We start from the raw sequence: 23741 nt of genomic DNA on the forward strand, positions 1-23741 counted from the left end.
GAGATCTAGTGTTCGACCGTTGGGGAACGCTCGTCTATCGCGCGCGCTTCACCGTCATTGCGGTGATGGTGGCGGCGCTGCTCGGGCTCGCCGGGTACGGACTGAGCCTGAACGACCATCTCAGCCAGAGCGGCTGGGACGATCCCGGCTCACAGTCCGTCGCCGCGGCGAAGCTGGCAGACGGCACGTTCGGCCGCGACACCAACGGTGACGTGCTGGTTCTGTACACCGCGCCCGAGGGCAAGACCGTCGACGACCCGGAGTTCGCCGCGAAGGTCACCGACAACCTCAACGCTCTGGTTTCCGAAAATCCCGAACACATTCTCAAGATCAACGGTGCGTACTGGCCCACCGAGACCGCGCCGTCGCTGCCGAGCCTGGCCGACGAGTCACGTCAGCACGCCCTCGCGTCGGTCGCCATCGCCGGCGCGAACGACACGGAGCTGACCGGGAACTTCCGCGACATCAAGGACAAGTTCTACATCGACGGTGTCGACGTCCAGCTCGCCGGTCTGCAGCCCATCTCCGGCGCGCTCAACGACACGATGGCCAACGACATCAAGCGCATGGAGATCCTGGCGATCCCGGCCGTCGGCATCCTCCTGTTCTTCGTGTTCGGTGGCGTCATCGCGGCAGCGCTGCCGCTGATCACCGGTGGTCTGACGATCGTCGCCGCGAACGGCGTCGTGCGGCTGATCACCAATTTCACCGAGGTCAACTCGTTCGTCGCGCCCGTCGTCTCGCTGATCGGACTGGGTCTGGCGATCGACTACGGCCTGTTCATGGTGTCCCGTTTCCGAGAAGAACTGGCCGAGGGCTACGACACCCCCGCGGCCGTCCGGCGCACCGTCATGACGGCCGGGCGCACCGTCATCTTCTCCGCGACGATGGTGGTCACCAGCCTCGGCGGCCTGCTCCTCTTCCCGCAGGGCTTCCTCAAATCCGTCTCCTATGGCGCGATCGCTGCGATTTCTCTCGCCGCCTTGCTGTCGGTGACGGTGCTGCCCGCCATTCTCGGCATCCTCGGCAAGCGCATCGACAAGTTCGGCATGAAGAAGTTCGGCCAGATCCAGTCGAACGAACAGGTCGAGAACAGTTACATCGGTCGGCTCACCCGCTGGGTCATGCTCAATCCGATGAAGGTGACCATCCCGACGGTCATCGGCCTGTTGCTGCTCATCACGCCGCTGACCGGCATCAAGTTCGGCGGCATCAACGAGACCTACCTGCCGCCCGACCACCCGACCCGCGTCGCGCAGGAACAGTTCGACGAGTTGTTCCCGGGACAGCGTGCCGAACCCGTGCGACTGGTGATCCAGGGTGCCCAGGGTGGCGACCTGAACAAGATCATGGAGACGGCGAACGCCGCGCCGGGTCTCGTCGAGGACTTCACGATCACGGGCCCGGCCAAGGACGGCGTGCGCGTCTTGAAGGCCGGTCTGACGGACCGCAACGAGACCGCTCCGACCATCGACTACCTGCATTCCGCGGAGTGGCCAGAGGGCGTCGAAGTGCTCGTCGGCGGTACGCCGGCCATCGAGCAGGATTCGATCGCCGCGCTCCTCGACACGCTGCCCTTGATGGTGCTGGTCGTGGTGTCGCTGACGATCATTCTGATGTTCCTGGCCTTCGGATCGCTGGTGTTGCCGATCAAGGCCGTCCTCATGAGCGCGTTGGGTCTCGGCTCGACACTCGGCATCCTCACCTGGATCTTCATCAACGGCAACGGCGCAGAGCTACTCAATTTCACGCCGGGACCGATCATGTCTCCGGTGCTCGTGCTGATCATCGCGATCGTGTACGGGCTGTCGACCGACTACGAAGTCTTCCTGCTCTCCCGGATGGTCGAAGCCCGGGCACAGGGCGCGAGCACCACCGAATCCATTCGCGTGGGCACGTCGCACACCGGCCGCATCATCACCGCCGCCGCGCTGATCCTGATCGTGGTCACCGGTGCGTTCGCGTTCTCGGAACTGGTGATGATGAAGTACATCGCCTACGGCATGATCGCCGCTCTCGTCATCGACGCGACGGTCATCCGTATGTTCCTGGTACCGGCAGTGATGAAGTTGCTCGGCGACGACTGCTGGTGGGCACCTGCGTGGATGAAGCGGATCCAGGAGAAGGCCGGCCTCGCCGAACCGATTCTCGCCGACGAACTGATGCCCGAGGACGTGCCCGAACTCATCACCGTCGGCATGTTCGGTCCCGCGACCGTCTCGGCCACCGGTTCACATCGTTTCCCGGCAGGGATGTTCGGCGACGCAACCGACCTCACTCAGCCTCTGCCCAAGATCGCAGCGCCGCGACCGGCGTCCGAGCAGCGCAAGTTCCGCGATCTCACGCCGCAGCCGCGTCGCCAGGGTCCCGGGCGTCCGGTTCCCCGTCCCCCGGCCCAGCGGCCACGTCCGGATCAGCAGCGGGCAGGCGACCCGCGTCACCGGGCTGTCGACGGCCGTCCGATGCCGCGCGCAGGTGAGCCGGCGGCTCCGGGCCACGGCTCCCCGCAGCAACTGCCGCCGCAGCGCCGGCCGCAGGGTCCGGCCGGTGCGGGCGACGAACGTCAGGGTCCGCCGCTGCCCCCTCGGCGCCCCCGGGCACCGCAGGGCCAGGTTCCGGATCAGCTTCCGCCGATGCCGCAGCGACGGGGCGCAGACGCGCCACCCGTCGACCCGGCGCAGGCACAGCCGCCGCAGGGCCGGCCTACGGCAGCGTCCCAGCCGCCCACGGCGGCCATGCCCCCGCTCCCCAGGCGCCGACGGGGCGACGTTCCCCCGCCGCTGCCGCAGAACTTCGTGCGGCCGTCCGCCACGAACCCGGATCCGGCCGGCAACCCGCCGGTGAACGGTGGTGCCGAGGGAACGCGACAGGACGGAGAGCCGTCGACGGGTGCCGGGCGGGCACGCGATCCGCAGGCGATCGAGAGCTGGCTGTCGCAGCTGCGCCGAGCTGCTCCCGGGTCGGGACAGCACGCGCATCGCCCGCCGGAAACCGGACCGCGGCCGCAAGCCGGTCCGCGGCCGGAGCCGGGTTCCCGCCCACCGGCGGGGCTGTTTCCGCAGGCCGAACCGCGCCCACCGGCGGGACAGCAGCCGCAGGGCGGACCGCGCCCACCGGCGGGACAGCACCCGCAGCCCCGACCGCGTCCGCAGGCGGGGCAGTACCCGCAGCAGCCGCCGAACCCGCAGCAGCCGCCGAACCCGCAGCAGCGCCCGCAACCCGGGCAGTATTCGCAGCAGTCACCTCAGCGGCCGGTGCCACGGAACGGTGCCACGGAACGGTCGCCCGAGGCGCCCACCGATTCGGAGCCCGATCACGCGGACGATCCGAACGATCCGCACCGTCGGCGGCACGGCACCGACACCGGCGGGTCGATCAGTGTGAGTGAACTGATCGCGCGCCGGCAGCAGCCCTGAGCCGGACGGACGGAACGGCGGTGCGGGCGGGCTCTACGCGCCGTTGATGAACTTGCGCAGCCGCATGCCGAACGGGTGCGTGACGTTGAGGTTGCCGCAGAAGATCTTCCCGACCACGACGACGTGCAACGGGCCGAACGGCGCGCCGCCGCGCACTCTCGTGGTGGCGCTCGACGCGACGGTTTCGACACCGTTGATATCGGCTGTGGCTTCGGCGGGCAGCAGGATCGAGATCGAACTGAACGAGTCGTTCACCTCGATTCGCACGACCTGCGTCTGCATCACCGCCTCGGTGAAGTCCAGGTTGACCGAGGACGCGAACGTATCGAGCCGGAGAACCGGCGCGACCTCCCACCGGCCCTTGCGGGTCAGGGACGACAAACGCCCCTTGAGTACGAGCGGACCGCCCGGCCCGGTCGCCGGGTACGCGGGGGCGGCGGCGGTCGCCTGCTGCTGGGGCAGGAACGCCGGTGCGGCCTGCGGGAGGTACTCGGGCCGCATCTGGATGCCGGGCAGGTCCACGAGAACCTGATTGAGATCACCACGCGTTTTCGCTGCCAGGACGGTGTCCATCCGTTCGGTGAACTCGCCGAGCGAGAGCATTCCCTGTCCTACGGCTCGCTGGAGAAGCTCGCCCACATGTTCGCGTTCGGCGTCCGAAACGCGCAGATCCTTCGGGTCCATACGTACAGAATAGGATCTGTGACACTCTTCGTCCCGACCGGAAGCGCGCGGCCTCCTGCCGGATCGCGGAACCGCAAGTGCCGCCGCGCCGAGCGACTTCTCACCTCTCCGTGGTGCCGAAGGTGACCACGACGCGCTGTGACCGTCCATACAGTGGTTTGATCTGAAGTCGTGCTGAGGTCCTATCGAGCCGTCGCCGCGACACTGCGTAGTCGCTGGCCGCTCTATATGGCCTCGATGGGCGCCTCCAACCTGTTCGGCGCCATGCTGGTGTTCGCGTTCGTGCGGTACGGCGTTCCGTTCGCGGACGACGACTTCGACACCGTCGACCGGGTTCAGAACTTCACCGTGTTCGCGGTGTACCTCGTCTTCGCCGGCATCGTGAGTCTCACCGCTGCGGCGCTGATGCTTCGTTCGGTGGTGCGCTGGCAACTCCGCGGTGGCCCGCCCACCCGGTCCGAGCAGATGGCGGCACTGCACGCGCCGTTGCGTCAGGCGATCGTGCACCTCGGACTGTGGTTGCTCGGCGGCGTCTTGTTCGTGTTCCTCACCGCCGGGGAGACGCCTTCCCTCGCCGTCGCGGTCGCGATCACCGTGGCGATGGCCGCGACGAGCACGTTCGGGTTCACCTACATGCTCGGCGAGCGGATTCTGCGCCCCGTCGCGGCCCGTGCACTGAGCGAAGGCAACTTCGATCGCACCATGGCTCCGGGCGTCGGCACCCGTCTCGCGATGACGTGGGGACTGGGCACCTTGATGCCCGTCGCGGGGATCGTCCTGCTGTGCGTCACCCAGATCACCACCGACTCCGCGTTCTCGTCCGACGCACTCGCCTACGCGGTACTCGCGCTTGCGGTCACGTCCATCCTGCTGGCCCTCGTGCTGTCGTTGCTGACCTCGGCGCAGATCTCCGACCCGATCAAGCAGTTGCGCTGGGCGATCGAACGCGTGCAGCGCGGCGCGTCGGCCGTGCAGGTGGAGGTGTTCGACGGCAGCGAGATCGGACGCCTGCAAGTGGGCTTCAACCGGATGATGGCGGAGGCCGACGAGCGCCGCCGGCTCCGCGAGTTGTTCGGTCAGCACGTCGGTGAAGACGTGGCCCGGCGGGCACTGCAGTACGGCACCGAACTCGGCGGTGAGACCCGCTACGTGGCCGTGCTGTTCGTGGACATGGTGGGGTCGACCGCCACCGCGGCCGAGCGTCCTCCCAACGAGGTCGTCGATCTCCTCAACGAGTTCTTCCGGGTCGTGGTGGAGGTCGTCGATCGGCACCACGGCTTCGTCAACAAGTTCATGGGCGACGCCGCCCTGGTGATTTTCGGGGCGCCTCTCGACCGGCCCGATGCACCCACCGCTGCGCTGGGTGCAGCACGCGAACTGCGCTTCGCGCTCGACGACATCACCGGTCTCGACGTCGGTATCGGTGTCTCGGCCGGACTCGCGGTGGCAGGAAACATCGGCGCGGCCGAACGCTTCGAATACACCGTCATCGGCGACCCGGTCAACGAGGCGTCGCGCCTGACGGAACTGGCCAAGCTCCGTCCGAGCCGCGTTCTCGCGTCGTCGAGCGCCCTCTATTTCGCCGACGACGACGAGCGTGGGCACTGGGAACTCGGCGACGAGGTGCAGCTTCGCGGGCGGCGCAGGGTCACGCAGCTCGCCTCGCCCGTCCATTATCCGAGCGGGCCGCGTCCGGGTGACGACTCTGCGGATCGGGTGGGTTAGCACAGGGAGGTACGTCACGGGCGGACGCTAATTGCGGCACCTACATACCTGCGTCGGTTACGGTGAATGGCGTGGCGCAGCCGCAGGACGACCTCTCTGGCCCCGACGCCACACCGCGCCGGGGCCGTTTCCTGTGGATCAAATGGCTGGTCGCGGCGGCTCTGATCGCGTTGCTCACCGCCGAAGCCATCTACCTGTGGCCCACGATGAGCGATTCCTGGAAAGCGCTCACCGGCATCCACTGGGGCTGGTTCGCAGCGTGTGTCGCCGCTCAGATGATCTCCCTGAGCGGTTTCGCGGGAGTCCAGCAGCAGCTGTTGCACGCCGGCGGTGTGCGAGTAGGTCACTTCCGCTCGGCATCGGTGATCTACGGCAGTACCGCCATGGCGGTCACGCTGCCGGCAGGCCCGGTGTTCTCGACCGCGTTCACCTACAGGCAGACCCGCAAGTGGGGCGCGACCCCCGTGGTGGCGTCCTGGCAGCTCGCGGTATCCGGCGTCATCGCGGCGGCCACGCTGGCCTCCGTCGGGGTCGCGGGAGCGTTCGCGGTGGGCACGCGGATCAGTCCGGTGACGCTGGTCCTGTCGCTGGCGGGCCTCATCGCCATGTTCTACGGGCTGCGGTATGTCGCCCGTAACCCGTCGTCGATCGAGGCAGCCGGCACCTGGGTGCTCACCCGTGTCAACAGGGTGTCCGGAAAGCCCGCGGATACCGGCTTCGGCCTCTTCGATCGGGTGCTCGCCCAACTCGAGGCTGTCGAACTCGCGCGACGCGACGCAGTCGCGGCGATCGCGTGGTCGGCCGTGCACCGGGTCTTCGATGTCGCATGCCTCGGTCTCGCGTGCTGGGCGGTGGGAGGTTCCCCGTCGCTCGCAGGTCTGTGCATCGCGTTCGCCGCTGCCAAGGCGGTGGGCAGCGTGCCGTTGGCGCCCGGCGGGCTGGGGTTCGTCGACGGAACTCTGATCGCCACGCTCACCGCGGCGGGTCTGACCGCTCCCCAGTCGCTGGCCGCGGTGTTCGTGTACCGCGCGGTGAGTTTCGGTTTCGTCGCGCTCACCGGCTGGGGCACGATCGCGGCGATGTACCGCGGGGGCAACGCGGGTGAGGACATCGACCCTGCCGCCGAACGTGAGGAACAGGATCGCAGCGCCGTCGCGCGGCGGCGTAAGCCCGCGGACACCTCGGACACCGACCTTCTGTGATCTGCGCCACCAAGTAGTTGCGCGCGCAACAAAGTCGTGTCATGGTTGCCGCATCAAGTTGAAGTTTCAATAATCTACGAGGAGACAACGCGATGACGACCGCCACCACCACCTTTCCCGGCCTCACCACAGGGATCTGGGCCCTCGATCCGGTCCACTCCAACGTCGGCTTCACCGTCCGGCACCTCATGGTGAGCAAGGTGCGCGGAAGCTTCGAGAGCTTCTCCGGCGCGATCACCGTCGCCGAGGACGGCACCGCATCGGTTCGCGCCGACATCGACGTCGCGTCGATCAGCACCAAGAACGCCGATCGCGACGCCCACATCCGGTCGGCCGACTTCTTCGACGCCGAGCAGTTCCCCGTCGCGACCTTCGTCTCCACCGGTGTCCGCGCGGACGGCGACGACTACATCGTCGACGGCGACTTCACGCTCCGCGGCGTCACCAAGCCGGTCGAGCTGCGCCTCGAGTACAACGGCGTCAACGCCGGAATGGGCAACGGCCCGGTCGCCGGGTTCGACGCCACGACCGTGATCAACCGCAAGGACTTCGGCATCTCCATCGACATGCCGCTCGAGGGCGGCGGCGCCGTCGTCGGCGACAAGATCACTCTCCACCTCGAGATCGAGGCCGGCCTGCAGGCCTGATCCCCCCGACATCTCCCGCGCCATCGCCCTCGGGCGTCCCTCCGCACGGAGGGGCGCCCGTCGGTGCATTCGGACACGTTCGCCACGGCGCTACCCTGAAGCCGTGAAAAAGTACGCCCCCGCGCTGGTTGCCGACGTGGTCCTGATCCTCGTGTTCGCAGCCCTCGGCCGATCCAGCCACGAAGAAGTCCTCGATCTCGTCGGCCTGGCACGCACCGCGTGGCCGTTCCTCGGCGGGCTGACCGTCGGCTGGTTCCTCGTCGCGTGGCTCTACCGCGACAAGTTCGACGCGTTCGCCGCAGCACCCACCGGCCTTCTCGTCTGGGTGAGCACGCTTGTCGGCGGCATGCTGCTCCGCGCGGCGACCGGTCAGGGAACCGCCACCGCCTTCATTCTCGTCGCCACCGGCTTCCTCGGCGTGACTCTGATCGGCTGGCGACTTCTCGCCCGTGTGGTCCGACGGTCCGATTCTCGGGTCGCGTGAGAACAACCACTGTGTGATTTTTCGAGATCGATTGGCTCGAGGGTGTCCCACGGTGAAACAGTGGATATATGACTGACACCGCTTCAGTGCCGGAGTCGCGATCCGATACGAGGTTTTTCGGCCAGCCTCTGGCGCTGGCCAACCTGTTCGGCGTCGAGATGTGGGAGCGATTCTCCTTCTACGGCATGCAGGGCATCCTCATCTACTACCTGTACTACTCGGTTGCCGAGGGTGGTCTGGGGATCAGCAATGCCGCCGCAACCTCGATCGTCGGCGCGTACGGCGGCACGGTCTATCTGTCGACGATCCTCGGGGGATGGATCGCCGACCGTCTCCTCGGCTCCGAACGGACACTGTTCTACAGCGCGATCCTGATCATGTTCGGCCACATCGCGCTCGCGCTGCTGCCGGGCTTCATCGGTGTCGGCGTGGGCCTCATCCTCGTGGCCGTGGGCAGTGGCGGACTCAAAGCGACCGCAACCTCGATCGTCGGTGACCTCTATGACGAGAAGGACCAGCGCCGCGACGCCGGATTCTCCATCTTCTACATGGGCATCAACATCGGCGCCCTCGTCGGTCCGCTGCTCACGGGGTTCCTGCAGGTCCGGTACGGGTTCCACTGGGGGTTCGGACTCGCCGCGATCGGCATGTTCCTCGGCCTGTTGCAGTACACGCTCTACCGCAAGCACCTCGGTGACATCGGCAAGGTTCCGCCGAACCCGTTGCCGGCGGAAAGCCGGATGCGTGTCGGCGGAATCGCACTGGCCGCGCTCGTTCTGGTCGTGATCCTCGCCTCCACCGGCATCATCTCCGCGAACAGTCTGTCCGACATCGTCGTCACCCTGACGGTCATCGCGGCGATCACCTACTTCGTGGTCATCCTCTCGAGCAAGAACATCACCTCGGTCGAACGCAGCCGGGTGCTGTCCTTCATCCCGATGTTCGTGGCGAGCGCCGTGTTCTGGTCGCTGTTCCAGCAGCAGTTCACGATGGTCGCGGTGTACGCCGATACCCGCCTGAACCGCGACCTGTTCGGGTGGGAGTTCCCGCCCTCGTGGGTGCAGTCCATCAACCCGGTGTTCATCATCGCGTTCGCCGGTGTCTTCGCGGCTGTGTGGACCAAGCTCGGGCCGCGCCAGCCGTCGTCGCCGATCAAGTTCGCTGCCGGCACGATCATCATGGGCATCGCGTTCCTGTGCTTCATCCCGATGGCGGGTGGCGGTGCCAACAGCGCCCCGCTGCTCGGCCTGGTCGGCATCCTGCTGCTCTTCACCTTTGCCGAGTTGCTGCTGTCGCCGGTCGGCCTGTCGCTGACCACGAAGCTCGCCCCGAAGAGCTTCCATACACAGATGGTCGCGTTGTTCTATCTGTCGGTCGCCCTCGGCAGCGCGATGGCCGGCACGCTGGCGGGTTTCTACGACGAGACCAACGAAGTGCCGTACTACCTGTGGATCGGCGGCGCCTCGATCGCGGTCGGCGTTGCCCTTGCCGTGGGTTCGCCCTGGATCAAGAAGCTGATGCACGGCGTGAACTGAGTGCCGCCCGGAGGTCTCGCCGCGTTGCCACGGACGCGGTTCACGTGAGCGCGAGCCACGCGGCGAGACCGAATCCTGCCGTCGCGACACCTACGCGAAGCGCGGTCGGCGGGATCCGCGCGACGAGCGGGGGTCCGCACCAGCCGCCGGCGAACGCGCCGAGAGCCATCGCGAGGGCCGCCGGCCAGTGCACCGGCCCGAACACGGCGAATCCGATCGCGGCGACAAGGTTTGCGGTACCGAGCAGATAACTCTTGAGAATGCTGGCCCGCCATATGCTCTCGGACGTGCAGATCAACGTCACCGCCAGAATCATGACGCCGGCGCCCGCACCGAAGTAGCCGCCGTATACGGCCACGACGAACAACGCAGCGGCGTACGCACGCGGCAGGTCGCGGCCGCGCGCCAAGGCGCGGATACGGGGCTGAAGCAGCAATGCGAGCGAGGCGAGTGCCACCAGATACGGCACGACCGCCTCGAACGAACCGGCCGGTGCGACGAGCAGCACCCCGGCTCCGATGGCGCCGCCCAGCGCGGCGTAGGCCGTCCACCTCCACACCCGTGGCCCGGTATTAACGACTTCACGGACGGAGTTCGTGAGCGCTCCGACGCCGACGCCGACCATCGCGACCGTGTTCGTGACGTTCGCCGCGACCGGCGGCAAACCGACGGCGAGCAGTGCCGGATACGACACCAATGATGCGAGCCCCGAGACGAATCCGACCACTCCTGCGAAGAAGCCCGCAACCACGAGCAGCAGCAGTTCCAGGACCGTCACGATCGCCGAACCTACCGCCTGCCGCCCCCGGGCGCCCGGACCGGCGTTTCGCCGGGCGAGGTCAGAAAGCCTCGTCGGGCTGCGCGAGTTTGCTGAGGAATGTATCCGCGACCGTGATCGCCCGGTCTCCTCCGTCGGCGTCGGCGACGAATACCGCGAAGGCGATATCGCCGCTGTAACCGTAGAACCACCGGTCGTCCCCGCTCGCGGCGGCGACTCCCGACAGTCCCGCGTGCTTACGCAGGAAGGACGCTGGTCCCTTCTGTACGTTGTCGGCCATCATGCCGCGCAGGGCGTCGACGACGTGCGGGGGCAACGCGTCGACCGGGTCGTTGATCGTCGCGGGCTGACCCTGCACGATCGACGGCGCCACAGCCTCGCCGCGCGCAACGGAGGCGGCCAGAACAGCTGCTCCGAGGGGGCTGATCAGCGCGTCGTCGTTATCGGATCCGGCGAACTGCACCACTCCGGATCGTGTGTTGCCGATCTGGCTGGTCTCGAAATCGAAGCCGGGCACGCTGACGTCGAGGCCGAGTCCGAGCCGGCGGGCCGTCTCTGCGAGATCTTCCGAGCTCACATCGGCGCCGTCGATGCCCTTGTCGAGTCCGGCGGCCAACCGGACCGGGTCGAGCGTGCCTCCGGCCGGGTACATGCCGTGGGTCGCGACCGGACCGAGTTCCATCGCCCAGTTGTTCACGTCGGCAGCGAGGACGCCGCCCGTGGACGGCTGGATCGCGACGAGCGCGGTGGGCGTTCCCGTGGTGACCACCGCTTCCTTCGCGGCAAGCTGCACCTTCGAGTCCACCATGGCATTGAGGTCCGGGGGCGGCGGCCCCTGGAAGCCCGCAACCTGGATCGGACCCTCCTCGGGATCTTCGAGGGTGACCGCCCAACCCGCGGTACGGTCGCGTTCGAGTTGCCACGCCGAGCGCAGCGTATCGAGCAACGGCGTGGAGATCCGTCGATCGGCACTGATCAGCGTGGGAGTCTGGATCACTTCGACACCGGGGATCGACTCGATGTCGCTCCCGAGGAACTGATAGTCCTGGTCTCGCAGTTTGACGGCGGTGATCCGGTTGCCGGGGTCGTTCGCGAGCCGGTCCTGCATCAGTTGCGCGGTGATGACCGGCGCGACAGGTGCGAGCACCTCGGCCAGCCGGGTCGTGGTCGCGCCGGGGTCGGGCATGGCGGCGGGATCGAGCACGACGGCGTTGATCGTCTGTTCCTCCATGAGGAGGCGGCCCGTGCGGTCGAAGATCTTCGGGGGCGCGGCGTCAGTGCGGACGTGGTGAACGGTTCGTCCGCCGCCGAGGTCGGGCACGATGATGTCCGGGTCCCACGACACTCGCCAGCCCACGCCGAGTTTCCTGACCGCACCGTCGACCTGGTAGCCCCAGTCCATGCCCTCGCCGAAATTCCAGGCGGCGGAGAGCGTGAAATACCCGGACTCACTGTTCAGTTCGACGAACTGCGAGACCTCGTAGTCGACCGTGCCGTCGGACAGGCCGTCGAACATCTGCCCGATGGTGCTTTCTGCTGCGCTCGGGTACGACGTGAGCGAGGCCGCTGAGGCAGGGTCACGGGCGTCGAGAGCGGCGACGAAATCGTCGACCAGGCCACGCGCGTCGGTCCGTGAGCCGTTGACCACGAAGGCAGTGACCGCCACGGCGACAACCAGAACGACGACCGCTGTGAGGGCGAGCACGCGCATCCGCCCCCTGCGCCGCCACTCACGAAATCCCATGACAACCAACCTTCACTTCAGCCACAGGAGGAACAAGCACGGCGTGCCTACGAACGAATCACAATTACGCCACACGTCCGATTACCCCCTCAACCACCTGCCGGCGGCTTCGACTGCGGGAGCCGAACCGTTCGCCCCTGCCACGAACACTGCGAAGGCCAGATTATCGCGTGATCCGACGAACCATCCGTGCGCCCCGTCGTTTTCACCGTACTCTGCGGTCCCGGTCTTACCCGTCAGATCGGGGATGTCTCGCAACATACTCGCTGTACCGCCGGTTATCGTCTCGCGCATCATGGTTCGCAGCGCAGCGGTCACTTCGGCCGGTGCCGGAGCGATTTCCTCGTCCACGTTCGTCGCACTCCCCTCGACGAGTACCGGCAGCGGAGCGCTCCCGTTCGCCACGGCCGCCGCGACGAGGGCCATACCGAAGGGTGTCGCGGTGACCTGTCCCTGTCCGATCGCCGATTCGACGAGGGCTGCGGGAGTGTCCGTTTCCGGTACCGATCCGGTGACGGTCACAAGTCCGGGCGTGACATAGTCGGCGCCGAGCCCGAACTGACGAGCCGCGTCCGTCAGTGCGGTCGGAGGCAGGTTCACGGCGAGCTGTCCCATCGTGGTGTTGCACGAGAACGCGAACGCTGTGTGCAACGGCACCGCCCCCAGATCGAAGCTCTCGTCGTTCGGGATCGTGCGGTCCTCGATCGTCGCCACTCCCGGACACGGCAGGACCGTGTCCGGGTCCGCGAGCCCGGCCTGAAGCGCAGCCGAGGTGGTGACGACCTTGAAGGTGGAGCCCGGCGGATACAGGCCGGTGAGCGCGAGCGGACCTTCGCGGTCGGCGGCGGCGTTCTGCGCGATCGTGCGCACTGCGCCCGTCGAGGGCTCGATGCCGACGATCACCGCGGGAGTGTCGAGGGAGGCGAGCGCAGCTTCCGCCCCGATCTGCAATTGCGGATCGATCGTGGTGGACAGGTCGGGCGCCTCGGGCCCTGTCTCGCCGGCCACCTGCTGCGCGGTCCCGTCCGGCTCGACCCGCTGGACCACCCACCCCGCGGATTCGGCCTGTCCCTGTTCCCACAACTCCACCAGGCCGGACCACACCGGCGAGGCCAGCGCCCGGTCTGCGACCAGCAATCTCGATTGCGGAACGAGCGTGACGCCGGGCAGGGCGGTCAGCTGCTGCTCGATCGGAGCCAGGTCGTCCTCGCGCAGCGAGATCGCGGTCAGCGACTGTCCGGGCGCTTTCGCCCGATCGGCGGCGAGAGACTCTGCGGTGATCGTCGGCGCAACGGGCGCGAGCAGCGGTGCGACTGCCGCGGGGTCGGCGTTCGCATCGAGATTCACCACCGTGATGACCTGCTCGCTGAACAGGGTGCCGCCCGCCCGGTCGTAGATCGTCGGCGGCGCACCCGCAGTGGTCACCAGACGCACTGCTGCCCCGTCCGCGAGTTCCGGGGAGAGCACAGCCGGATCCCAGCGCACTCTCCACGAGTCGGAGTCCTCCACAGCCGACCCCGTCGTCCGGTACGCCCAGTCGCGTCCCTCCCCGAAATTCCACGAGACATCGAGGTCGAAGGTGTTGCCGTCGCCCGTGCCCGCAACGCCGACCACCGGATCGCTGGTGCCGAGGCCGTCGAACATGCCGGTGATCGCGGCGGCCGCGGCCTGCGGGTCGGTGGTGAGCGCGGCCGCTGCCTGCACATCGCCCGCGTCGAGCGCGGATGCGAACTCCGCGGCCACCGTCTCGGGCTGGTCCGGCCCCAACAAGCCGCATCCGGCTGTCACGAGCACGAGGATCGGTGCCACGCCTGCGGAAACCCACTGCCGTCGAATACGCACGACGTCGATCATGCCCAAATTCTCGACGACGTGCCGGACAGTGCGCGCCGCCGGGAGCGTCGGGGAGGTGTCGATATTCGGTTGCACGACCGTCGTCACACGACCTACCGTGGTACTCGGCCCTGTCACCGAACGAGTGGAGAACTGCGTTGCTCCGGTAGTGGTTGTCGACCACGCGGCACACCCGCGATCGATCCACCTTTCAGGAGCACTCATGTCTTCCCTCTCGGGCATCACGCTGTCCGGCCTCACGTACGACCATCCCGACGGCACCCGCGTCTTCGAGAACCTCGACGCGACTTTCACACTCGGGCGAACCGGTCTCGTCGGGCGCAACGGAACCGGGAAAAGCACACTTCTCCGTCTCGTCGCCGGGCACCTCCGGCCGCGGAGCGGTGCGCTGACCGTCCGGGGCCGAGTCGCCTTTCTCCAGCAGGACGTCACGCTCGATCCGTCGGTAACCGTCGCGGCGGTACTCGGGTTGGACGAGATTCGAAGGGCCCTGCGGCGAATCGAATCCGGCGTCGGAGACGCCGGCGATTTCGGCATCGTGGGCGACCGCTGGGACATCGAGGAGCGCGCGCTCGCACTCGTGCACCGGCTCGGTCTGGAACGAATCGTGCACGACGAAGGCGACTTCGACCGCACCGTGGGTGGCCTCTCCGGGGGAGAAACGATGCTGCTCGCCTTCACGGCACGGTTGCTCGACGAACCGGACGTGCTGTTGCTCGACGAACCCACCAACAATCTCGACGCGGAGGGACGCGCGCGACTGCAGGAGGCCCTCGACCGTTTCGCCGGCACCGTCGTCGTCGCCGGTCACGACCGCGACCTCCTCGACCGGATGGACACGATCGCCGAACTCCGCGACGGGCAACTCCGGCTGTTCGGTTGCCGATACAGCGAATACGAGCAGATCGTCGCTGCGGAACAGGAGGCGGCACGTGCCGCCGTGCGCGACGCGCGCAACGACGTCCGGCGTCAAACACGAGATCTCGCAACCGCGCAGGCGACCCTCGCGCAACGACAACGGTACGGACGCAAGATGTTCGAGCAGAAACGCGAACCGAAGATCGTCATGGGTGCGCGTAAACGGCAGGCTCAGGAATCGGCGGGACGGTACCGCCGTGAACACGAGGCGAATCTCGACTCCGCGCGAGCGCACCTCGCACACGCGCAGGACGCCGTGCGCGACGACCGGGAGATTCGTGTCGACCTTCCGGAAACCACCGTGCATCCGGGTAGTCGCGTGGCGGAAGGGCCACTCGAGATCGTCGGACCGGAACGTATCGCTCTCGGCGGCCCCAACGGTTCCGGCAAGACGACACTGCTCGACCGCATCGTCGAGGCCGGCCCTCTTGTGCCGTTCGCGCTGCTCCCCCAGCGACTCGACATCTTCGACGACACGCTGTCGGTGGTGGAGAACGCAGAACAGCGGGCGCCTCATCTGCCACCACAGGAGATCAGGGCGCGACTGGCCCGGTTCCTGTTCCGGGGCAGCGACGGCGACGTGCCGGTCGGTGCGCTGTCGGGCGGAGAACGGCTGCGGGCCGCATTCGCGATCGTCCTCGCGGCAGATCCGCCGCCCCGCCTGCTGCTGCTCGACGAGCCGACCAACAACCTGGATCTGCCGAGCCTCGATCATCTGACGCAGGCGCTGCACGGATTCGCGGGCGCACTCGTGGTCGTCTCGCACGACAAGCGGTTCCTCGACGACATCGGGATCACCCGGTCGGTCACACTGGGCACATGAGTGTCACGACCAACCCCGCCGACGGAATCCGTCTCTCGTACTCCATTGCCGGCTCGGACGAGAAGAACGCTCCCGATGTGATGCTCGTGCACGGGAGCGCGCTGTCCTCCTCGGTGTGGCGAGGTTTCGGCTACGTGCGCGCGCTCGGCGACCGGTACCGCCTGATCCTTCCGGACCTGCGTGGACACGGCCGCAGCGACACCCCGCACGAGCCCGACGCGTACGCGATGGATCGCATCGTCGGTGATCTGCTGGCCGTGCTCGACGCCGCGGACGTCGAGCGCGTGCACTACGTCGGGTACTCGTTCGGCGCGAGGGCGGGGCTGGCGCTGGCCCTGGCCGCTCCGGACCGGGTCGCCGGCCTGGTCCTGCTCGGCGGCAGCGCACGACCACAGCGCGGGGCGATGGACGCGATGTTCTTTCGCGGCTGCGTCGACGTGCTCGAGCGCGACGGCATGGAGGGTTTCGTCCGCGAGTGGGAACGACAGCGGCAGGAACCGGTGGACGCGGCCACGCGGGCGGCGTTCCTCGCGAACGACCCACTCGCGCTGGCCGCGTACTTCCGGCGCTCCGACCTCGAGCCCGGGATCGACGACGAGGCCCTCGCGGCACTCGATGTTCCGACGATCGCGGTCGCCGGGTCCGAGGACCACATGCGCGTGGACGACACCCGCGCGATATCGCGCTCGATCCCGGGCGCGCGTCTGGCCGTGCTGCGTGGGTTCGACCACGCGACGACGGTGGCGGCGCTACCGGAGGTTCTCTCCGTCATCGAGCCGTTTCTCGAGGCCCGGACCGTGCGCTGACCGGGCCTCGCGCTCAGCTCACGGCTGCGGGACGACGGGCAGCCATTGCTTCGCAGATGAGCGCCTTGACCGCGCGTTTCATCACTTCGACGGCGTCGGGCACGGGTAGACGCAGCACGTCGCGGAGCGAAACCCACATCGGCCACGTCGTGCTGATCGCGATCGAACTCTCGATCTGGCAGCGCACTTCGCTTCCCACACCGTCGAGTTCCCGCGCGAACAACACTTGCGCTTCGAACGCCGCCCGCTCGAAGTAGCGCAGACGATTGTGCTGGAGTTCCCGCGAGAACGGCGCCCGAATCTCCGACGATCGGGCGAACGGCGCAATGAATTCGAGCAGTTCGGCCCGCTGGCGGCAATACGCATCGATCCGCTCGGAGAGTGGCAACGACGGATCCACGGGCTCGTACGCGTCGTCCTGGCGGCGTAAGAGTTCGGCGCCGGTCGCCTCGAACAGCTTCTCGAGATCTCCGAAATGACCCCACAGGGACCGCAACGACACACCTGCGCGCGCCGCGATCTGCGCTCCTGTGGGTTTGAGTTCACCGGCACGGATCAGCGCAATATGCGCGTCGATCACGGCCTGCCGCGTGCGTTCGGCACGTGCCGACCGCCCGTCGACATGGCCTGGTGGCCTGATTCCGGTGTCCATATCGTACGCGTACATCGCTCCCCCGATTTCCGCTCGATAACTATGTACCGGCCACTCCCCTCGTCGGTGGCCGGATTGTTGTCGTGCCGAGAATAGACGACACGCCGGGCGAATTTGAGAATGCCCGACGTGCCGTAGTCGAAAACCAGCGAATTACCTGGAAAGCAATCCCTTCGCGATGTGCGTCACCTGAATCTCGTTGCTCCCCGCGTAGATCATCAGTGATTTCGCATCGCGAGCGAGCTGCTCCACGCGGTACTCGGCCATATAGCCGTTTCCGCCGAACAACTGCACCGCCTCCATCGCGACATCGGTCGCGGCACGCGACGAGTACAGCTTCATCGCCGATGCCTCGGACAGGCTCACAGGTTTCCCGGCCTCTGCGCGTTCGATGGCACTGAACACCATGTTCTGCACGTTCACCCGCGCGATCTCCATCTCCGCGAGCTTGAGCTGGATCAGCTGGAACCGGCCGATTTCGCTGCCCCAGAGCTTGCGGGACTTGGAGTACTCGACACACAGCTTCAGGCACTGCTCGATGATGCCCAGCGACAGGTACGCGATCCCGATGCGTTCTGCCGCGAACGATTCCTTCGCGCTATCCTTGCCGTCGCTCTTGCCGCTGTCCTCGGTCTCCCCGAGGAGTCGATCCCGGGTGATGCGCACATTGTCGAAGAACAATTCGCCGGTGGGCGAGGAGTTCATGCCCATCTTCTTGAACGGCGGACTCTGGGTGAGCCCCTCCATTCCCTTGTCGAGCACGAACGCCAGTACTTTGCGATCGCGCCGGTCGACGGAGGCGTTCCCTTCGTCGAGCTTCGCGTAGACGATGATGACGTCGGCGTACGGCCCGTTGGTGATGAACGTCTTCTGCCCGTTGAGGATGTAGTCGTCACCGTCCCGGCGGACCGTGGTCTTCATTCCGCCGAAGGCGTCCGACCCGGAATCGGGTTCGGTGATCGCCCACGCGCCGACCTTCTCGAAGGTCACGAGTTCGGGCAGCCACCGCTTCTTCTGTGCGAGTGTTCCGCGGCTGCGGATCGTGCCGGCCGTGAGCCCCAGGCTGACGCCGAGGGACGCCACGAGCCCCAGGCTGACCCCCGCGATCTCGATGTTGAGCAATGCCGCCATTCCGGGAGAACCGCCCATGCCGCCCGAACCGGATGACTTCTCACCCGATTCTTCCTTCGCGAGTGCCCGTTCGAGCGATTCCCGAGCCATCTCGTCGATGCCGAACGTCGAGTACAACTTGCGAATGATGTCGTAGGGCGGCAACTCACCCGACTCGAGCCTGTCGACATGCGGACGGAGTTCCTTCTCGATGAATCCGCGCAGTGCATCGCGGAACATGAGGTCTGTATCTGACCACTCGTACATCTCCGAAATATAGAACACGTTCCGGTTTCTGTATATGCTCCGCATCGTCGGCAGCCTCTCCGAAACCCACCCGGACGGCGGGTAGCCGGGGTTACTGTTTCGTCCCGAACACGCTGCCGGGGAGGTCTCGAAGTGGATGTCGTGGCACTTCACATGAGCGACGGATTGATCGATCCGCGCGCCTCCGTCTTGTTCTATGTCGTGGCAGCGATCGGTGTGTGCCTTGCCGCCTGGTGCGCGCGCAGCGATCTCCACGTGCGGACAGTGCCCTTCGCCGCGCTGGTCACGGCGCTGATCTTCGGTCTGCACACGGTTGCCGTCCCGATCCTGCCCGGCGTGAGCGGGTACGTCGTCGGGGCGGCGATCGCCGCCATCCTGCTCGGCCCCTTCGTCGGCGCCCTGAGTATGGCCATCGTGCTCACCGTGCAGGCGTTCGTCTTCGCGGACGGTGGGCTTTCCGCACTCGGTGCGAACGTCACCAACATGGCGCTCGCCGCGGTCGCCGCCGGATTCGTGGTCGCGGTGGCCGCGCGGGCACTTCTTGTGCGTCGCGAGGTCCGGTCGCCGCTCCTGACGCCGGCGCTCGTCTCGCTCGCCGCAGGATTCGTCTCCGTGTTCGCCGCGACCGCAAGTTTCGTCGTCGAATACGCACTCGGAGGAGCCACCGCCACGCCCGTGGAGAACATGGCGTATCTGTTTGCGGTGCACATCCCGGTCGCGCTCGTCGACGGACTGGTGACTGCCCTCGTGGTCGTCGCCGTGGCCCTGGTCCACCCGGCTTCCGTCTTCCTGTTGCGAGAGCAGTCCCTGGCGGCCCGCCCCGTCGCACATCCGCGCGGGGTATTGCTCGCCGGGCTGGCGTTCGCGGCACTGGTGATCGCGGGCCTCGTCTCCCCGCTCGGTTCGTCCGGACCCGATGCCCTGGAAGCGGCGACTCTGCGGGGGTGCACGCGGGGTCCGGACACCGATACCGGCGAATGCATGGCACGCCGCGTCGAAGAACACCGCTTCGCCGGGAGTGCGCTCGCCGGGTACACGGTGGGCGATCGGCCCGGATCCGCCGGCGTCGCGGCAGCGATCGGGACTCTGGGCACCTTCGTCGTCGCGGGTGTCTGTTTCCGGGTCCTCGCACCGCGGGAGGAAAAGCGCACCATGGCAAGTGCTACGTGAGCGACTGCCTCTACCCGGGTTCCGGGGTCAACACGAACACAGGCAGCGTTCGGTCGGTCCGGCGCGCGTACAGGTCGTAATTCGGCCACGTCTCCAGCAACACCGCCCACAACCGTTCGCGCTCTTCACCTTCGGCGACCCGCACCGACACCGGAGTCCGGTGACCCTCGAACAGCACGACCGCCTCGTCTGCCTCGCTCAGATTCAGTGCCCAGACCGGAGGTTTGGGATGGCCCCAGTTCGATCCGACGACGAGCCAGCCGCCGTCGTGCGGCACACACAGCAGCGGAGTGGTGTGTGGCTCACCGGTTTTCCGTCCACGCACCGTCAGCGCCAGCGACGGCAAGTCCGCGATCTTCAGGAGCGTGAGCTTTCCGCGAGTGACGCGCTGAATCGTCTTGTCCACGGCAATGATCGGGCGCGAGTAGCGGGGAAGCCACGGCAGCGCCCCGATCCGGATGGCGACCGGACGGAGGGGGTTCACGGCGCTACCTTTCCCAGGCGGCCAGCACGGTGCGTGCGGCGGTGACGACGGCCAGTGGCTGATCGATCATGGGATGGTGGCCCGCCGCAGGAAGTTCCACCATGAGAGTGTCCGGGCCGAGGTGCCGGTGGATCTTCGCGGCGAGCGCGTCGTCGACGATGCCCCGCTCGCTCCGGAAATAGGCCAGCCGGGATCGGGGCGCCATGTTCTCGAGGCTGCCGCGTCCCTCGCGACCCATCCGGAGATTGTCGAACTTCCACGACCACCCGCCTTCGACCTGCTTCAAGGATTCGCGCGCGATGTGCGCCAGGACGTACGGCTCGGCCGTGTCCTGCGGTGGGACGAGGCGGAACCGCGCCACCGCCGCCTCCACCGACGGATACACCTTCGGCGGACCGGCATTCGCGGCGATCTTGGCTCGCATCTCGAGTTCTTCGGGAGTCATATCGCGGATCGGGGAATCGAGGATGATCACACCGTCGAGCCGGTCGCCGTGGAAATGTGCGGTCGCGAAGGACACGATCCCGCCCATGCTGTGCCCGAGCAACACCGGACGCCCGGTTATCCCCCCTGCTGCCGCTGCGGCAAGCACCTCTGCGGACCACGCCTCCAGAGAGTAGTGCTCACGGTGCATGCTGTCCCCGTGTCCGCTCAGATCGAGCGCGACCACTCGGCGGCCCCGGGCCAGTTGCGGTCCGATGTGGTCCCACCAGCCGGAATGCGCCATGCCGCCGTGCACGAGCACCACACCGCGGCTCCCCGCTTCACCCCACGCGCGATAGGCGATGGTCGCACCGTCGACATCGACGGTGCCCTTGTCGACGGGTGTCGCGAGAGCGTCGACAAACCAACCGGGAGCAGCTTCGTTATCGATCATCGTCCGAACCTATGCGAGATGTGACACCGGTGAGCATTCGGGCCAGCATTTCGATTCGCGGATCCTCCAGTTCGGGCTGGGGATGCACGATCGACGACACCGCCTCGCCGTCGAACATGTGCACGAGCGAGAACAGGACCAGATCGAACTGTGCGGGCGGCAACCGATCTGCGACCGGCAGCGACCTGCCGAACTCGGCGATCTGCGCGTGGTAGCGGGCGGCCATCGGCGACAGGTGATCACGCAGTGCCGGATCGGTACGGGCCGCGCCGAGAAGTTCGTACCACGCCGCATTCATCGGCGCCCGACATGCGCTGCGCAACAACAGCAGGCAGGTCCGCACCACGTCGACGGTGGCATCGGCACCGCTGCGCTCCTCGAGGCGTCTGAGCACCGCGAGCCCCGCCCGGAAGTTCACGAACTGACGTTCGCTCACCTCTTCGGCGGCCGCGACCATCAGGTCGAGCCGCGTGGGGAAGTGCCGGAAAACCCCGCCCGAGGACACTCCCGAACGACGGCACACCTCCCCGATGGTCGTGGAGGTGTAGCCGCGTTCGGCGAGTGAGGCGATCGTCGCGTCGAGGATCCGGCCGATCGTTTCCTCGCGTCGTTCCTTCTGGGTGCGCCGGGGCAGACGCTCGCCGTGCAGGACGGGCACTCCTACCCCACCGACGCCGACGCCTCCGTCGTTCGTACCGGTGCGGGACCGCGCTCCTCCACACCAGCCTTCAGGAAGCGGCCCGTTCCGACGGTGCGCCCGTATCCGTCCACGAACTCACCGGCGCGGAAGACGACCTTGCCCGCCACAGCGGTCGCGGTGACCGCCCGGTCGTTGCGGTTCACCATCCGCCGCAGTCCGCCGAATTGCTCCAGCGGCGCTTCGTGATACCGGTCCGTGTCCTCGTCGAGGCCCGCCGGATCGATGACGACGAAGTCGGCACGATCACCGATCCGCAGATGCCCGGCGTCGATTCCGTAGAAGTCCGCGAGTTCTCCGGTGAGCTTGTGGACAGCGGTATGCAAGGGCAACACCGGCTTTCCGCGCTGCTCCCCCTCGTGGATCCGGCGCAGCAGGCAGATGCCGAAATTGTAGAACGCCATGTTGCGCAGGTGTGCACCGGCGTCGGAGAAACCGAGGGTGATGCCTTCCGTCCGGATGAGCCGGTCGGCCACCGCGGGTCGATCGTTGGCGATCACGGTGTGCCAGCGGAATTCCCGGCCGTATTCCACGACGAGGTCGAGGAACGTGTCCACCGGGTGGAGCTTCCGTTCCCGCGCGACGTCACCGATGGACCGGCCGACGAGCGACTCGTCGGGGCATTCCACGATGCGGGTGTCGTCGAAGTCCCGGTGCCAGACCCTCGGCGAGAACTTCTTCTCGAAATCACGACGGAACCAGCGGCGATAGGCCTCGTCGCGCAGCAGGTCGTTGCGCCCCATCTCCTCCTGGAGATGCAGTGCCGCCCGCCCCGAACCGAACTCCTCGAATACGACGAGATCGATCCCGTCGGAATAGACCTCGAAGGTCGTCGGCAGGTGCTGCCAGCGGAACGCGCCCTTACCGATCTTGTTGGCCGCGTACGCGATCGGGCCGAAGATTCGATTGACCCACCGCTCCGCCTTGGTGTCGGCCGCTGCGAGGACGGAGGTCTTCATCGGCTTGCGCCCGAGTCCGGTGCTCGCCGCCGCGAAGAACGCCACGTCGTACTTCGTGTTGAGATTGGGGACGGCCTGCAGCACACGTCCACGCCTGCGCAGGATCCTGTGCAGGCGACGGAATTCCGACCACGAGGCATGCGTCGAGGGCAATGTGCGGGAGCGGTAGCGGTCGCCGTCCATCTTGTCCCACGGATTCGTCATCGTGGAGACGCCGAGGAAACCCGCGTCCAGAGCCTCCGATACCCGCGCGTCGATCGCGGCGAGTTCGTCGCGGGTCGGCCGATTGGCACCGTCCGTCGAACGCCCCAGACCCATCACCGAGGCACGGATGTCCGAGTGTCCGACGAATGCGGTGATGTTGGGGCCGAGCGGCAGTTCGTTGAGGGTATCGATGTACTCACGCGGCGAGTTCCACGTCTTGGAGCGCTCGAGTGCCGCGAGCACGTGTTCGCGGGGCAGCGCCTCCACGCGGCTGAACAGGTCGGCGGCGTCGACGGGCGGAACGTACACCGTGGAGATCGAGCAGTTTCCCATCAGCACCGTGGTGACGCCGTGTCGCACCGACTCGGGCAGACCCGGGCCGACGAGCACCTCGGCGTCGTAGTGCGTGTGCGTGTCGACGAAGCCCGGCATGACCCAGCGGCCGGCCGCCTCGACCACCTCGGTGCCGGCCCCGACGGGCAGGTCGTCCGACGTCACCGCAGCGACGACACCATCTCGGATACCGAGGTTGCGGACGGCTCCGGGCGAACCCGTTCCGTCGAACCACAGGCCGCCGCGCACGACGACATCGAAATCCTCGTTCTTGTGATCCACACCACTCATGCGGCCGAGTGTAACCCCAAATAGAGGTTGCGCACTCTCCAAATCCCGATGTGCTCCCCCGGGACCCCACTCACCCCCGAT

The 23741-nt window shown here is 67.2% G+C and carries 19 protein-coding genes; 9 read left to right on the plus strand and 10 right to left on the minus strand.

Annotated elements, in window-relative coordinates; all coding sequences use genetic code 11:
- Positions 1–8 precede the first annotated feature (8 nt).
- Positions 9–3416, plus strand: a complete 3408-nt coding sequence (locus HF886_RS02785; protein WP_169622126.1) for an MMPL family transporter — start codon at positions 9–11, stop codon at positions 3414–3416.
- 33 nt (positions 3417–3449) lie between these two features.
- Here HF886_RS02785 and HF886_RS02790 read toward each other — a convergent pair whose 3' ends face one another.
- The gene (locus tag HF886_RS02790; protein ID WP_169651481.1) at positions 3450–4100 is read right to left on the minus strand and encodes a DUF1707 domain-containing protein; all 651 of its coding nucleotides are present in this window, start codon (positions 4098–4100) and stop codon (positions 3450–3452) included.
- Between the two features lie 228 nt (positions 4101–4328).
- On the opposite strand from HF886_RS02790, the gene HF886_RS02795 reads away from it, so the two are divergent.
- The 5 genes from HF886_RS02795 to HF886_RS02815 all read left to right on the plus strand — a co-directional run bounded on the left by HF886_RS02795 (position 4329) and on the right by HF886_RS02815 (position 9693).
- Positions 4329–5825: an adenylate/guanylate cyclase domain-containing protein gene (locus HF886_RS02795; RefSeq protein WP_169622199.1), complete on the plus strand. Its 1497-nt coding sequence runs from the start codon at positions 4329–4331 to the stop codon at positions 5823–5825.
- Positions 5826–5887: 62 nt separating this feature from the next.
- Positions 5888–7027, plus strand: coding sequence for a YbhN family protein (locus tag HF886_RS02800; protein WP_169651482.1), 1140 nt, complete (start codon positions 5888–5890; stop codon positions 7025–7027).
- A 92-nt stretch (positions 7028–7119) separates the two neighbouring features.
- Complete coding sequence (locus HF886_RS02805) at positions 7120–7674, plus strand: YceI family protein (RefSeq protein WP_169622123.1); 555 nt, start codon at positions 7120–7122, stop codon at positions 7672–7674.
- 103 nt (positions 7675–7777) lie between these two features.
- A complete protein-coding gene (locus tag HF886_RS02810; protein ID WP_169622122.1) occupies positions 7778–8158 on the plus strand; it encodes a DUF3054 domain-containing protein in 381 nt (126 codons plus the stop codon).
- A 68-nt stretch (positions 8159–8226) separates the two neighbouring features.
- Positions 8227–9693 carry a peptide MFS transporter gene (locus HF886_RS02815; RefSeq protein WP_169651483.1) on the plus strand — a complete coding sequence of 489 codons (1467 nt, stop codon included), beginning with the start codon at positions 8227–8229 and terminating at the stop codon, positions 9691–9693.
- Positions 9694–9733: 40 nt separating this feature from the next.
- Here HF886_RS02815 and HF886_RS02820 read toward each other — a convergent pair whose 3' ends face one another.
- The 3 genes from HF886_RS02820 to HF886_RS02830 form a co-directional block, all read right to left on the minus strand.
- Positions 9734–10471, minus strand: coding sequence for a sulfite exporter TauE/SafE family protein (locus HF886_RS02820; protein ID WP_169651484.1), 738 nt, complete (start codon positions 10469–10471; stop codon positions 9734–9736).
- Positions 10472–10532: 61 nt separating this feature from the next.
- Positions 10533–12215 carry an NTF2-like N-terminal transpeptidase domain-containing protein gene (locus HF886_RS02825; RefSeq protein ID WP_169622119.1) on the minus strand — a complete coding sequence of 561 codons (1683 nt, stop codon included), beginning with the start codon at positions 12213–12215 and terminating at the stop codon, positions 10533–10535.
- 81 nt (positions 12216–12296) lie between these two features.
- Entirely contained in the window at positions 12297–14069 is a 1773-nt protein-coding gene (locus HF886_RS02830; RefSeq protein ID WP_169651599.1) for a penicillin-binding transpeptidase domain-containing protein, read from the minus strand.
- A gap of 202 nt (positions 14070–14271) precedes the next feature.
- Between HF886_RS02830 and HF886_RS02835 the strand changes: the two genes are divergently transcribed.
- Positions 14272–15810, plus strand: coding sequence for an ATP-binding cassette domain-containing protein (locus tag HF886_RS02835; protein WP_169651485.1), 1539 nt, complete (start codon positions 14272–14274; stop codon positions 15808–15810).
- Positions 15807–16616, plus strand: a complete 810-nt coding sequence (locus HF886_RS02840) for an alpha/beta fold hydrolase (protein WP_169651486.1) — start codon at positions 15807–15809, stop codon at positions 16614–16616. The genes HF886_RS02835 and HF886_RS02840 overlap by 4 nt, the downstream gene beginning before the upstream one ends.
- 13 nt (positions 16617–16629) lie before the next feature.
- On the opposite strand, the gene HF886_RS02845 is transcribed toward HF886_RS02840, so the two are convergent.
- Both HF886_RS02845 and HF886_RS02850 read right to left on the minus strand, forming a co-directional pair.
- Positions 16630–17283: a TetR family transcriptional regulator gene (locus HF886_RS02845; protein WP_240952511.1), complete on the minus strand. Its 654-nt coding sequence runs from the start codon at positions 17281–17283 to the stop codon at positions 16630–16632.
- 138 nt (positions 17284–17421) lie between these two features.
- Positions 17422–18645: an acyl-CoA dehydrogenase family protein gene (locus HF886_RS02850; protein ID WP_169622116.1), complete on the minus strand. Its 1224-nt coding sequence runs from the start codon at positions 18643–18645 to the stop codon at positions 17422–17424.
- Positions 18646–18798: 153 nt separating this feature from the next.
- Here HF886_RS02850 and HF886_RS21350 point away from each other — a divergent pair, with 153 nt between their 5' ends.
- The gene (locus HF886_RS21350) at positions 18799–19815 is read left to right on the plus strand and encodes an energy-coupling factor ABC transporter permease (protein WP_169651487.1); all 1017 of its coding nucleotides are present in this window, start codon (positions 18799–18801) and stop codon (positions 19813–19815) included.
- Between the two features lie 10 nt (positions 19816–19825).
- Here the strand turns inward: HF886_RS21350 and HF886_RS02860 are convergent, their stop codons facing one another.
- The 4 genes from HF886_RS02860 to HF886_RS02875 are packed head-to-tail and all read right to left on the minus strand — an operon-like array spanning position 19826 to position 23660.
- On the minus strand, positions 19826–20299 hold the full coding sequence (locus HF886_RS02860) for a nitroreductase family deazaflavin-dependent oxidoreductase (protein WP_169651488.1): 474 nt from the start codon (positions 20297–20299) through the stop codon (positions 19826–19828).
- Positions 20300–20303: 4 nt separating this feature from the next.
- The gene (locus HF886_RS02865; RefSeq protein WP_169651489.1) at positions 20304–21176 is read right to left on the minus strand and encodes an alpha/beta hydrolase; all 873 of its coding nucleotides are present in this window, start codon (positions 21174–21176) and stop codon (positions 20304–20306) included.
- Complete coding sequence (locus HF886_RS02870; RefSeq protein WP_346765283.1) at positions 21166–21834, minus strand: TetR/AcrR family transcriptional regulator; 669 nt, start codon at positions 21832–21834, stop codon at positions 21166–21168. Before HF886_RS02870 ends, HF886_RS02865 begins: the two co-directional genes overlap by 11 nt.
- A 2-nt stretch (positions 21835–21836) precedes the next feature.
- Complete coding sequence (locus tag HF886_RS02875) at positions 21837–23660, minus strand: amidohydrolase family protein (protein WP_169651490.1); 1824 nt, start codon at positions 23658–23660, stop codon at positions 21837–21839.
- Positions 23661–23741 lie beyond the last annotated feature (81 nt).

It is taken from the genome of Rhodococcus sp. 105337, from assembly GCF_012844225.1.
GTDB lineage: Bacteria > Actinomycetota > Actinomycetes > Mycobacteriales > Mycobacteriaceae > Rhodococcus.